Genomic DNA, 12,751 nt, shown 5'->3' with positions numbered 1-12,751 from the left:
GGCCCGGTCCGGCGGAAATTCCCGAGGGAATCCGCCGGGCCGGGCCCGAAGCATGGAGCGGGCGACGGGAATCGAACCCGCGTAGCTAGTTTGGAAGACTAGGGCTCTACCATTGAGCTACGCCCGCATGCAGCGCACCGCAGGTCACCGGGACCGCGGCACGAGAAGCATCGTAGCGGGTCGCGGGCGCTGCCCGCACACCCGATGTCGACGCGCGGTGCCGAGTGCCGGCGAAGCCCGCGCAAAGCGTCCGACGCAACGCCTCTCTGCATGTACCCTACGTGTCGCACCGACGGGGTGTGGCGCAGCTTGGTAGCGCGTCCGCTTTGGGAGCGGAAGGTCGTCGGTTCGAATCCGGCCACCCCGACCACCGGCAAGATCGCATTGTGGGAGTTCTCCCCCTTGCCGTTACTATGCAAAATGCGTGCCCGTGTGTCTGATGTACCGGGCTCGGTCCGCGAAGCCGCCTCCTGTGCGGTGGAGCAGAACCCCAAGAAGTCAGCCACCAAGGAGACCGAACCGTGAAGAGCGCCGTGGAGACCCTGAACCCGACCCGGGTTCGGCTCAGCATCGAGGTGCCCTTCGAGGAGCTCAAGGACAGCCTCGACGCGGCGTACAAGAAGATCAACCAGCAGGTCACGGTGAAGGGGTTCCGCAAGGGCAAGATCCCCAACCGGGTCATCGACCAGCGGTTCGGCCGTGGCGCAGTGCTGGAGGAGGCCGTCAACGACGCGCTCCCGAAGTTCTACACCGAGGCCGTCAACGAGGGTGAGCTCAACGTCCTCGGCCAGCCGGAGGTCGACATCACGGAGCTGAAGGACGGCGAACTGCTCTCCTTCACCGCCGAGGTTGACGTACGCCCCGAGATCGAGATCCCGGACTACTCCGGCATCGAGGTCACCGTCGACGCCCTCGAGGTCAGCGACGAGGACGTCGAGAAGGCCGTGGAGCAGCTCCGTGAGCGCTTCGCCTCGACCAACCCGGTCGAGCGCGCCGCCGCCGAGGGTGACGTCGTGACCATCGACCTGCAGGCCAAGGTCGAGGGCGAGGTCCTCGAGGACGGCGTGGCCGAGGGTGTCTCGTACACCATCGGTTCCGGCGAGCTCCTCGAAGGCATCGACGACGCCGTCACCGGCCTGGAGGCGGGTGGCGAGGCCACCTTCACCTCTCAGCTGAAGGGCGGCTCCGCCGAGGGCAAGGACGCGGAGGTCACCGTCAAGGTCACCACCGTCGCCGCCCGCGAGCTCCCCGAGCTGGACGACGAGTTCGCCCAGATGGCCAGCGAGTTCGACACGCTGGACGAGCTGAAGGCGGACAGCCGCAAGCGCCTCGAGGAGACCAAGCAGTACGAGCAGGCCACCCAGGCCCAGGAGCGCGTCCTCGAGGAGCTGCTGAAGCTCGCCGAGGTCCCGATCCCGGAGAAGCTGCTCGCGGACGAGGTCCAGACCCGCAAGCACAACCTGGAGCACCACCAGCTCGGCCAGATGGGTCTCGACCTCGAGAAGTACCTGGAGATCCAGGGCAAGACCCTCGAGGAGTTCGAGGCCGAGACGTCCGAGCAGGCCGTCAAGGGCATCAAGACCCAGTTCATCCTTGACGAGCTCGTCAACAAGGAGAAGCTGAACGTCAACCAGGAGGAGCTCACCGAGCACCTCATGCGGCGTGCCGCTTCCTCCGGCATGAGCCCGGACCAGTTCGCCCAGGCCGTCGTCGAGGGTGGCCAGGTGCCGATGCTCGTCGGCGAGGTCGCCCGCGGCAAGGCGCTGGCCGTGGTCGTCGAGGCCGCCAAGGTCATCGACACCAACGGTGAGGTCGTCGAGCTGGAGGACGACGAGGAGGAGACCGTCGAGGGTGCCGAGGGCACCACCGAGGCCGCCGCCGACGCCGCCGAGGAGAAGACCGAGGCCTGAGCCTCGCGCTGAACCCGCACGACGGGCTCCGGACGCCACCGCGTCCGGAGCCCGTCGTCGTATCGGCGGACGCCCCCCACAACCCTTGTGCGGACTGCGGAGCTTGCGCTCCCAGCGAACAGTTGCGGAAGCGGGATGGCGTTGTCCCACCTGCGCGTTAGGGTCCATGAAGAGGAAGGGTCGGGGAGTCCCGGCCCACCGGTACGAAGACGCTGAGACGGCCGGAGCCGTCAGAGACGAGCAGGTGGATACGTGACGAATCTGATGCCCTACGCCGCCGGAGAGCCGTCCCTCGGTGGAGGCCTCGGTGACCAGGTCTACAGCCGACTGCTCGGCGAACGCATCATCTTCCTCGGTCAGCAGGTCGACGATGACATCGCCAACAAGATCACCGCGCAGCTGCTTCTCCTTGCCGCCGAGCCGGACAAGGACATCTACCTCTACATCAACAGCCCCGGTGGTTCGGTGACGGCCGGCATGGCGGTCTACGACACCATGCAGTACATCCCGAACGACGTCGTCACCATCGGCATGGGCATGGCGGCCTCGATGGGCCAGTTCCTGCTCACCGGCGGTACCGCCGGCAAGCGCTTCGCGCTCCCGAACACCGACATCCTCATGCACCAGGGCTCGGCCGGCATCGGCGGCACGGCCTCGGACATCAAGATCCAGGCCCAGTACCTGCTGCGCACCAAGCAGCGGATGGCGGAGATCACCGCCCGCCACTCCGGCCAGACCGTGGAGACGATCATCCGCGACGGCGACCGCGACCGCTGGTACACCGCGGAAGAGGCCAAGGACTACGGCCTCATCGACGAGATCATCACGATCGCATCGGGCGTTCCGGGCGGCGGCGGCACCGGCGCCTGATCCGGTTCCCACCGGATCGCGTCGCACCGCACCGCATCTCTCGTACGCCGAGACACCCAGCCACAGAACGCCACCAGGATGGTGAACACCCACATGAACAACTTCCCCGGCGCGTCCGCGAGCGGCCTCTACACCGGCCCGCAGGTGGACAACCGCTACATCGTCCCGCGCTTCGTGGAGCGCACCTCGCAGGGCGTGCGCGAGTACGACCCGTACGCGAAGCTCTTCGAGGAGCGCGTGATCTTCCTCGGCGTGCAGATCGACGACGCGTCCGCCAACGACGTCATGGCGCAGCTGCTGTGCCTGGAGTCGATGGACCCGGACCGGGACATCTCCATCTACATCAACAGCCCCGGCGGCTCGTTCACCGCGCTCACCGCGATCTACGACACGATGCAGTTCGTGAAGCCGGACATCCAGACGGTCTGCATGGGCCAGGCGGCCTCCGCCGCCGCGGTGCTGCTCGCCGCCGGCACCCCGGGCAAGCGCATGGCGCTGCCGAACGCGCGCGTCCTGATCCACCAGCCGTCCTCGCAGACCGGCCGGGAGCAGCTCTCCGACCTGGAGATCGCGGCCAACGAGATCCTGCGGATGCGGACCCAGCTGGAGGAGATGCTGGCCAAGCACTCCACCACGCCGATCGACAAGATCCGCGACGACATCGAGCGCGACAAGATCCTGACCGCCGAGGACGCCCTCGCCTACGGTCTGGTCGACCAGATCGTGTCGACCCGTAAGAGCGCGGCCGGAGCGGCCGCCTGACGTCGGCCTTTACCCCTTGGCGCGGCAGGGTCACCGGCCCCGGCCGTGTGAACCGTGCCAAGGGGGGCCCGAACGGGGGCCAAGGCAAGGTACCGTCGGATAGAGGCACCAGGAGCCGCTGAACCAGGCGTCTCCCAGGCGAAGGGGAAGCACCTCGTGGCACGCATCGGTGATGGCGGCGACCTGCTCAAGTGCTCGTTCTGCGGAAAGAGCCAGAAGCAGGTGAAGAAGCTCATCGCGGGACCCGGTGTGTACATCTGCGACGAGTGCATCGATCTCTGCAACGAGATCATCGAGGAGGAGCTCGCGGAGACGAGCGAGGTGCGCTGGGAGGAACTTCCCAAGCCCCGCGAGATCTACGAGTTCCTCGAGGGGTACGTCGTCGGGCAGGAGCCCGCGAAGAAGGCCCTCTCGGTCGCTGTGTACAACCACTACAAGCGGGTCCAGGCCGGGGAGAACGGCGGCGGTGCGAACCGCGACGACGCGATCGAACTCGCCAAGTCCAACATCCTGCTGCTCGGCCCCACGGGCTCGGGCAAGACCCTCCTCGCGCAGACGCTGGCGCGCATGCTCAACGTCCCGTTCGCCATCGCGGACGCGACGGCGCTGACGGAGGCCGGCTATGTCGGCGAGGACGTCGAGAACATCCTGCTGAAGCTGATCCAGGCCGCTGACTACGACGTCAAGAAGGCCGAGACCGGGATCATCTACATCGACGAGATCGACAAGGTCGCCCGCAAGAGCGAGAACCCGTCGATCACCCGCGATGTCTCCGGCGAGGGCGTCCAGCAGGCCCTGCTGAAGATCCTGGAGGGCACCACCGCCTCCGTGCCCCCGCAGGGCGGCCGGAAGCACCCGCACCAGGAGTTCATCCAGATCGACACGACGAACGTGCTGTTCATCGTGGGCGGTGCCTTCTCCGGCCTGGAGAAGATCATCGAGTCCCGGGCCGGCGCGAAGGGCATCGGCTTCGGCGCCACGATCCGCTCCAAGCGCGAGATCCAGGCGAGCGACCAGTTCCAGGAGGTCATGCCGGAGGACCTGGTGAAGTTCGGGATGATCCCCGAGTTCATCGGCCGCCTCCCCGTCCTGACCTCGGTCCACAACCTGGACCGCGAGGCGCTGCTCCAGATCCTCATCGAGCCGCGCAACGCCCTGGTGAAGCAGTACCAGCGGCTGTTCGAACTCGACGGCGTGGAGCTGGACTTCGAGCGCGAGGCACTGGAGGCCATCGCCGACCAGGCGATCCTGCGCCAGACCGGCGCACGCGGCCTGCGCGCCATCATGGAGGAGGTCCTCCAGTCGGTGATGTACGAGGTGCCGTCCCGCAAGGACGTCGCCCGGGTCGTCATCACGGCGGACGTGGTCCGCAACAACGTCAACCCGACGCTGGTCCCGCGCGAGCCGCGGACGATCGGCAAGGGTGACGAGGGACGGCACGAGAAGTCCGCGTAGCGGTGGCGTAGAGACGTACGCGAAGGGGCGCCCCGCCGGTTCGGCCGGCGGGGCGCCCCTTCGCGTCGTGCGGGTCAGATCTTGGTGCGGGAGGTGTTGTAGAGCTTGGCGGTCAGGTCCGCCACCTCGCCCTGATCCATTCCCTTGCCGGTCATGGAGAGAGCCACGTCCACGCCCATCACGGTGCCCACGGTGCCGTAGTCGGCCCAGACGCACACGGGGATGGTGAATTCCTTCGGCCCCTTGGCGGCGGTGCCGTCGCCGTCCTTGTTCAGTACCTTGAGGTCCTGGCACTTCATGAGGGCGCCCTTGAAGCCGTCCGGCGTGACGGACTTGGGGCTGCCGACACGCTCGACATTCACCCCGTCCTCGCCCTTCGCGAACTCGTTCTCCGCGTTGTTGAACGCGTTGTCGATGACCTTCGCCGGGTCGGTGACGTCGCCCCAGTAGCCCTCGAGCGTGATCGACTTGACCGCGAGGGGGTTCTCCTCGGAGCCGGACTGGTAATTGGCGCCCGCCTTCTGGGGGTTCTTGATCCCGAGTCCGTCGAGCTTGGTCTTCTCCGCCGCGGTCGGCGCTCCTGACTTCTCGGAACCGGCCTGCTTCTTGTAGCCGTCCAGCGTCGCCGACGGCGTCAGCTTGTACCCCTTGGTGGCGTCGTCGACGTCGCTGTTGCTGGCGCCGCCCGACGTCAGGAAGTACACCCCGCCCGCGATGACCGCCAGCGCCACGATCACGCCGCCCACGATCAGGCCGGTCTTCTTCTTCGGCGGGGCGGCCGGCGGGAAGCCGGGCTGCTGGCCGTAGCCGGGCTGCTGGCCGTAGGCCGGCTGGCCGCCGTACGGGGGAGTGGGGGGCTGCTGGCCGTACGGGCCGGGCTGCTGGGTCTGCGGGTAGCCGTAGCCCGGCTGCGGGGGCTGCTGCTGGGGCGGGACGCCCTGGGGGGCCTGCTGCGGGTAGCCGTAGCCGGGCTGACCCTGCGGCTGGCCCTGCGGCGGCTGACCGCCGTAAGGACCCGGCTGCTGGCCGTACGGTCCGGGCTGGCCCTGCGGCGGCTGGCCACCGTACGGGCCCGGCTGGTTGTAGCTCATCTGCGGTGTCCCCTGTTCGTGATGCTTATGCGTTCCGAACATCCTGACGGACGGCCCGCGGGCGTGGGGCACCGGGAGCCACACCGTTACTGAACAAACCGGTTTCAGTGCACGCTTGTGACGGCCCTAAACTGTGGGCGTGACCGAGAACGCAGCGCATCAGCCAGCCAGCATCCCCGAACTGCCGACCCAGTACACGCCGGCCGAGGTAGAGGGGAAGCTGTACGAGCGCTGGGTAGAACGCGGTTACTTCGAGGCGGACGAGCACAGCGACAAGCCGCCGTACTCCATCGTCATCCCGCCGCCCAACGTCACCGGATCCCTGCACCTGGGACACGCCTTCGAGCACACGCTGATCGACGCACTCGTCCGCCGCAAGCGGATGCAGGGCTTCGAGGCGCTCTACCAGCCGGGCATGGACCACGCCGGCATCGCCACCCAGAACGTCGTCGAGCGCGAGCTCGCCAAGGAGGGCAAGTCCCGCCACGACCTGGGCCGCGAGGCCTTCGTCGAGCGCGTCTGGAAGTGGAAGAACGAGTCCGGCGGCCAGATCTCCGGCCAGATGCGCCGCCTCGGCGAGGGCGTCGCCTGGTCCCGTGAGCGCTTCACCATGGACGAGGGCCTGTCCAAGGCCGTCCAGACCATCTTCAAGCGGATGTACGACGAGGGGCTGATCTACCGCGCCGAGCGCATCATCAACTGGTGCCCGCGCTGCCTCACCGCGATCTCGGACATCGAGGTCGAGTACCAGGAGGACGACGGCGAGCTCGTCTCCATGCAGTACGGCGAGGGCGACGAGACCATCGTCGTCGCCACCACCCGCGCCGAGACGATGCTCGGTGACACCGCCGTCGCCGTCCACCCCGACGACGAGCGCTACAAGCACCTGGTCGGCAAGCAGATCAAGCTGCCGCTGACCGACCGCACCATCCCGGTCGTCGCCGACCACCACGTCGACCCCGAGTTCGGCACCGGCGCCGTCAAGGTGACCCCGGCGCACGACCCGAACGACTTCGAGATCGGCAAGCGCCACGACCTGCCGTTCCTCACGGTCCTCGACGAGCGCGCCGTCATCACGGCCCCCGGCCCCTTCCAGGGCCTGGACCGCCTGGAGGCCCGCTCCGCCATCGTCGCAGCCCTGCGCGCCGAGGGCCGGATCGTCGCCGAGAAGCGGCCGTACGTCCACTCCGTCGGCCACTGCTCGCGCTGCAAGACCACCATCGAGCCGCGCCTGTCCCTCCAGTGGTGGGTCAAGGTCGCGCCGCTCGCCGAGGCGGCCGGTGACGCCGTCCGCGACGGCAAGGTCAAGATCCACCCGCAGGAGATGGAGAAGCGGTACTTCGACTGGGTCGACAACCTCCACGACTGGTGCATCTCGCGCCAGCTCTGGTGGGGCCACCGCATCCCCGTCTGGTACGGCCCGAACGGCGAGGTCGTCTGCGTCGGACCGGACGACGAGGCGCCCACCGGCGAGGGCTGGACCCAGGACAGCGATGTCCTGGACACCTGGTTCTCCTCCGGCCTGTGGCCGTTCTCCACGCTCGGCTGGCCCGAACAGACCGACAGCCTCGCGAAGTTCTACCCGAACTCCGTCCTGGTCACCGGCTACGACATCCTCTTCTTCTGGGTCGCCCGGATGATGATGTTCGGCCTGTACGTCAACGACGGCGTCCCGCCGTTCGGGACGATCGTCCTGCACGGCATGGTCCGCGACGAGCACGGCAAGAAGATGTCGAAGTCCTTCGGCAACGTGGTCAACCCGCTGGACTGGATGGACAAGTACGGCTCCGACGCGCTGCGTTTCACGCTCGCGCGCGGCGCCAACCCCGGCACCGACGTCCCGATCGGCGAGGAGTGGGTCCAGGGTTCCGCCAAGTTCTCCAACAAGATCTGGAACGCCACCCGCTTCGCCCTGATGAACGGCGCGACGATCGAGGGCGAGCTGCCGTCCGCCGACGAGATGTCGGTGACCGACCGCTGGATCCTGTCCCGCCTCAACAAGACGGTCGCCGAAGTCGACGCGTTCTACGACGACTTCCAGTTCTCCAAGCTCAGCGAGTCGCTCCGGCACTTCGCCTGGGACGAGGTCTTCGACTGGTACCTCGAACTGTCCAAGACCACGTTCTTCGGCGGCGGCCGCCCTGCCGAGATCTCCGGCCGGGTCCTCGGCGAGGTCCTCGACGTGATGCTGCGCCTGCTGCACCCCGTCGTCCCGTTCGTCACGGAGAGCCTGTGGACCGCGCTCACCGGCCGCGAGTCCGTCGTCATCGCCGACTGGCCGGCGGACAGCGGATTCCGTGACGACGCCGCCGAGCAGGAGATCGAGCTCGTCCAGCAGGTCGTCACCGAGGTCCGCCGCTTCCGCAACGACCAGGGCCTCCAGCCCGGCCAGAAGGTCCCGGCCGAGCTGACCCTGACCGGCACGCCGCTCGCCCCGCACGAGGCGGCCATCCGCCAGCTCGCGCGGCTCCAGCCGGCCGGCGACGGCTTCCACGCCACCGCGTCGCTGCCGGTCGCCGGAGCCACCGTCGCCCTCGACCTGTCCGGCACGATCGACGTCGGCGCCGAGCGCAAGCGCCTCACGAAGGACCTGGAGGCCGCGCAGAAGGAGAAGGCGCAGGCCACCGGCAAGCTCGGCAACGAGGCGTTCCTGGCCAAGGCCCCGGACAACGTGGTCGACAAGATCCGCGGCCGGCTCACCAAGGCCGAGGCCGACATCGAGCGGATCACCGGCCAGCTCGCGGCCCTGCCGCAGGCCTGACACCGCGACGGAGCCCCCGTACCCCTCCCGCGAGGGGTGCGGGGGCTTTCCCGTACCCGCGCCACCGGGCGGCTGCGCGCGATGTCCGTGCCGGTCCGTAGACTGGCCCCGTGAGTGAGCCCCGCCCTTCCGACCGGCACGACGCGTCCGACTCCGACGAGACCTTCGCGGAGATCGTCGACGAAGCGACCCAGCGCGACCCCGACCTGGCGGTGATCGAGGCCGGGAGCCGCACGCTGCGCGCCGCCTCCGGACCGCCCACGGGCGACGAGGTCCCCGCCCGCCCCGCCGACCCGGAGGTGGACAAGGCGCTGCGCGCGGTGGAGCAGGAGCTCGCCGGGCGCTGGGGCGAGACCAAGCTGGAGCCGTCCGTGACGCGCATCGCCGCGCTGATGGACGTGCTCGGCGACCCGCAGCGCGCCTACCCCTCCATCCACATCACGGGGACCAACGGCAAGACGAGCACGGCCCGCATGATCGAGGCCCTGCTCGGCGCCTTCGACCTGCGCACCGGCCGCTACACCTCGCCGCACGTCCAGTCGATCACCGAGCGGATCAGCCTGGACGGCGCCCCGATGGACCCCGAGCGGTTCATCTCCACGTACGAGGACATCAAGCCGTACGTCGAGATGGTCGACGCGCAGCAGCCCTACCGCCTCTCCTTCTTCGAGGTCCTCACCGGCATGGCGTACGCGGCCTTCGCCGACGCGCCGGTCGATGTCGCCGTCGTCGAGGTAGGCATGGGCGGCAGCTGGGACGCGACCAACGTGATCGACTCCACGGTCGCCGTCGTCACCCCCATCTCGCTGGACCACACCGACCGGCTGGGCTCCACACCCGGCGAGATCGCGGTGGAGAAGTCCGGGATCATCAAGCAGGACGCGACGGTCATCCTCGCCCAGCAGCCCGTCGACGCCGCTCAGGTGATGCTGAAGAAGGCCGTCGAGGTCGACGCCACCGTGGCCCGCGAGGGCATGGAGTTCGGCGTCGTCTCCCGCGAGATCGCGGTCGGCGGCCAGCTCCTGACACTGCGCGGCCTCGGCGGCGAGTACGACAACATCTTCCTTCCGCTGTACGGCGCGCACCAGGCGCGCAACGCGGTGGTGGCGCTCTGCGCGGTCGAGGCGTTCTTCGGTATCGGTGCCGAGCAGACCGGATCGCTCGACGCCGACATCATCCGCAAGGCCTTCGCCTCCGTGATCTCGCCGGGCCGCCTCGAAGTGGTCCGCTCCAGCCCGACCGTCGTCCTGGACGCCGCGCACAACCCGGCGGGCGCCCTGGCCACCGCCGAGGGCCTCTCCGAGGCGTTCGGCTTCTCCCGGCTGATCGGTGTGGTCGGAGCCAGCGGCGACAAGGACGTGCGGGGGCTCCTGGAAGCCTTCGAGCCGATCTTCGCCGAGGTCGTCGTCACCCAGAACTCCAGCGCCCGCGCCATGGACGCCGACGAGCTCGCCGCAGTGGCCGTCGAGGTCTTCGGCAACGACCGCGTCCAGGTCGAACCCCGGCTCGACGACGCGCTGGAGGCGGCGATCACCCTCGCCGAGGAAGAGGACGAGTACGCGGGCGCCGGGGTGCTGGTGACCGGATCCGTGATCACGGTCGGCGAGGCCCGGCTGCTTCTGGGAAGGCGCTGACCGACGTGCGTACGCTCTGTGCATCGACACTGATCGGTGAGTTCTTCGTGATCGGGTTCGCCGGACTCGTCGCGATGAAGTCCGACGACCTGACGTCCGCCACGGTCTGGACGGTCTGCGGCATCGGCATGCTGCTCTCCGTGCTGCTCTGCGGGATGCTCACCCGGCCCGGCGGCATACAGCTCGGCTGGGCGCTCCAGATCGCGCTGGTCGCCAGTGGCTTCGTCGTCCCGATGATGTTCGTCCTCGGCCTGGCCTTCGGCGGCCTGTGGTGGGCCTCCGTGCACTACGGCCGGAAGATCGACGAGGTGAAGGCCCGGTGGGCCGCACAGGAGGCGGCCCAGGCGCCCGCCGGCAGCTGACCCGGGCCCGCCCGGCCGCTAAACCCGGCCGCGGGCCCGTCACCGTACCCCTGTAACCTCGCCTCACCGCACCCGTATGCCTGCAAGGAGCCGCACATGACCCAGCGCACCCTCGTTCTTCTCAAGCCCGATGCCGTCCGTCGCGGTCTGGTCGGCGAGATCGTCGGCCGCATCGAGCGCAAGGCCGGCTGGAAGATCACGGCGCTGGAGCTCCGCACCCTCGACCGTGCCACGCTGGAACAGCACTACGCCGAGCACGTCGGCCGCCCGTTCTACGAGCCGCTCGTCGAGTTCATGCAGTCCGGGCCGATCGTCGCCCTGGTGGCCGAAGGCGAGCGGGTCATCGAGGGCGTCCGCGCCCTGGCCGGCCCCACCGACCCGATCGCCGCCGCGCCCGGCTCGATCCGTGGTGACTTCGGCACCATCACCCGGGAGAACCTCATCCACGCCTCGGACTCGGAGGAGTCCGCAGAGCGAGAAATGAAGCTGTTCTTTCCGGGACTTTCCTGACCTCCGATCAGCCGAACAGCGCTGTTGACCTGGGGCGACCGAAGTAATTCGGTCGCCCTTCGGCATAGGGTCCCCGATCGCGGGAACGCATCCCTCCGACGTAACGTCACCATGAGTGGAACGGCCACCCGTTCTGCTCAGCATGGCGAAGGACCCTCGCGCTGTGTCGGCCTGTCCGGCACTACGATGGAAGCTTCCACGCCCGCAGCGCTCACCTCGCCTACCAGAACAAGCCATCGCTTTCGACTGGGAAGGCCCGACGCATCCTCATGGGGAACAAGGGGAACTCAATGTCGTTCATCGGCCGTGACATGGCTATCGACCTCGGGACTGCCAACACGCTGGTGTACGTCAGGGGGCGCGGCATCGTTCTGAACGAGCCGTCCGTCGTGGCCATCAACACCAACACCGGCGGCATTCTCGCGGTCGGGTCCGAGGCCAAGAAGATGATCGGCCGTACACCGGGCAACATCGTTGCCGTACGGCCTCTGAAGGACGGTGTGATCGCCGACTTCGAGATCACGGAGCGGATGCTCCGCTACTTCATCCTGAAGATCCACAAGCGCCGCTACCTGGCCCGCCCACGGGTCGTCGTCTGCGTGCCCTCCGGTATCACCGGGGTCGAGCGACGCGCCGTGATCGAGGCGTCGACGCAGGCCGGCGCGCGCCAGGTGCACATCATCGAGGAGCCCATGGCGGCGGCCATCGGCTCCGGTCTGCCGGTCCACGAGGCCACCGGCAACATGGTCGTCGACATCGGTGGCGGCACCACCGAGGTCGCGGTCATCTCGCTCGGCGGAATCGTCACTGCCCAGTCGATCCGGACCGCCGGTGACGAACTGGACAACGCGATCATCCAGCACATCAAGAAGGAGTACTCGCTCCTGCTCGGTGAGCGCACCGCCGAACAGATCAAGATCACCATCGGTTCGGCGTTCGACCTGGAGAAGGACGAGCACACCGAGATCCGCGGCCGTGACCTCGTCTCGGGCCTGCCCAAGACCGTGGTCATCTCCGCCGCCGAGGTCCGCAAGGCGATCGAGGAGCCGGTCAACGCGATCGTCGACGCGGTCAAGACGACGCTGGACAAGTGCCCGCCGGAGCTCTCCGGCGACGTCATGGACCGCGGCATCGTCCTCACCGGCGGCGGCGCGCTGCTGCGCGGCCTGGACGAGCGGCTGCGCCACGAGACGGGCATGCCGATCCACATCGCCGAGGACCCGCTGGACTCCGTGGCGCTCGGCTCCGGCAAGTGCGTCGAGGAGTTCGAGGCGCTCCAGCAGGTGCTGGACGCCCAGCCCCGACGGTAGAAACCCAAACGGCCCTCCGCGCGGACGCTGCCGCTCCGCGCGGGGGATCGTTGATATACAGGCACGAACATTCCTACGAGGAAGGC

At 68.4% G+C, this 12,751-nt stretch carries 10 protein-coding genes and 2 tRNA genes; 10 read left to right on the top strand and 2 right to left on the bottom strand.

Features of this window, described 5'->3' with window-relative positions:
- Positions 1-53: 53 nt before the first annotated feature.
- A tRNA-Gly gene (locus ACIQMX_RS08805) sits at positions 54-127 on the bottom strand.
- Between the two features lie 166 nt (positions 128-293).
- Here ACIQMX_RS08805 and ACIQMX_RS08800 point away from each other — a divergent pair.
- The 5 genes from ACIQMX_RS08800 to clpX all read left to right on the top strand — a co-directional run bounded on the left by ACIQMX_RS08800 (position 294) and on the right by clpX (position 4,997).
- Positions 294-370 (top strand) — tRNA-Pro (locus ACIQMX_RS08800).
- A 151-nt stretch (positions 371-521) separates the two neighbouring features.
- Positions 522-1,910, top strand: coding sequence for a trigger factor (gene tig, locus ACIQMX_RS08795; protein ID WP_363065866.1), 1,389 nt, complete (start codon positions 522-524; stop codon positions 1,908-1,910).
- Positions 1,911-2,174: 264 nt separating this feature from the next.
- Complete coding sequence (locus ACIQMX_RS08790) at positions 2,175-2,780, top strand: ATP-dependent Clp protease proteolytic subunit (protein ID WP_018551584.1); 606 nt, start codon at positions 2,175-2,177, stop codon at positions 2,778-2,780.
- 78 nt (positions 2,781-2,858) lie between these two features.
- On the top strand, positions 2,859-3,542 hold the full coding sequence (locus ACIQMX_RS08785) for an ATP-dependent Clp protease proteolytic subunit (RefSeq protein ID WP_124717721.1): 684 nt from the start codon (positions 2,859-2,861) through the stop codon (positions 3,540-3,542).
- Between the two features lie 156 nt (positions 3,543-3,698).
- Positions 3,699-4,997 (top strand): ATP-dependent Clp protease ATP-binding subunit ClpX, encoded by a 1,299-nt coding sequence (gene clpX, locus ACIQMX_RS08780; RefSeq protein ID WP_363065868.1) that lies wholly within the window; start codon positions 3,699-3,701, stop codon positions 4,995-4,997.
- Positions 4,998-5,071: 74 nt separating this feature from the next.
- On the opposite strand, the gene ACIQMX_RS08775 is transcribed toward clpX, so the two are convergent.
- Positions 5,072-6,088, bottom strand: coding sequence for a hypothetical protein (locus ACIQMX_RS08775; RefSeq protein WP_363065870.1), 1,017 nt, complete (start codon positions 6,086-6,088; stop codon positions 5,072-5,074).
- 139 nt (positions 6,089-6,227) lie between these two features.
- On the opposite strand from ACIQMX_RS08775, the gene ACIQMX_RS08770 reads away from it, so the two are divergent.
- From ACIQMX_RS08770 to ACIQMX_RS08750, 5 genes are all read left to right on the top strand, one after another.
- Positions 6,228-8,849 carry a valine--tRNA ligase gene (locus ACIQMX_RS08770; protein WP_363065872.1) on the top strand — a complete coding sequence of 874 codons (2,622 nt, stop codon included), beginning with the start codon at positions 6,228-6,230 and terminating at the stop codon, positions 8,847-8,849.
- Positions 8,850-8,959: 110 nt separating this feature from the next.
- A complete protein-coding gene (locus tag ACIQMX_RS08765) occupies positions 8,960-10,483 on the top strand; it encodes a folylpolyglutamate synthase/dihydrofolate synthase family protein (protein ID WP_363065874.1) in 1,524 nt (507 codons plus the stop codon).
- A gap of 5 nt (positions 10,484-10,488) precedes the next feature.
- Positions 10,489-10,845 (top strand): DUF4233 domain-containing protein, encoded by a 357-nt coding sequence (locus ACIQMX_RS08760; RefSeq protein WP_363065876.1) that lies wholly within the window; start codon positions 10,489-10,491, stop codon positions 10,843-10,845.
- Positions 10,846-10,941: 96 nt separating this feature from the next.
- Entirely contained in the window at positions 10,942-11,355 is a 414-nt protein-coding gene (gene ndk, locus ACIQMX_RS08755; protein ID WP_018103190.1) for a nucleoside-diphosphate kinase, read from the top strand.
- Between the two features lie 290 nt (positions 11,356-11,645).
- Complete coding sequence (locus tag ACIQMX_RS08750; protein WP_007448937.1) at positions 11,646-12,665, top strand: rod shape-determining protein; 1,020 nt, start codon at positions 11,646-11,648, stop codon at positions 12,663-12,665.
- Positions 12,666-12,751 lie beyond the last annotated feature (86 nt).

It is taken from the genome of Streptomyces sp. NPDC091416 (assembly GCF_044756845.1).
Taxonomy (GTDB): domain Bacteria; phylum Actinomycetota; class Actinomycetes; order Streptomycetales; family Streptomycetaceae; genus Streptomyces.
This window is presented reverse-complemented; position numbering and strand designations above follow the sequence as displayed.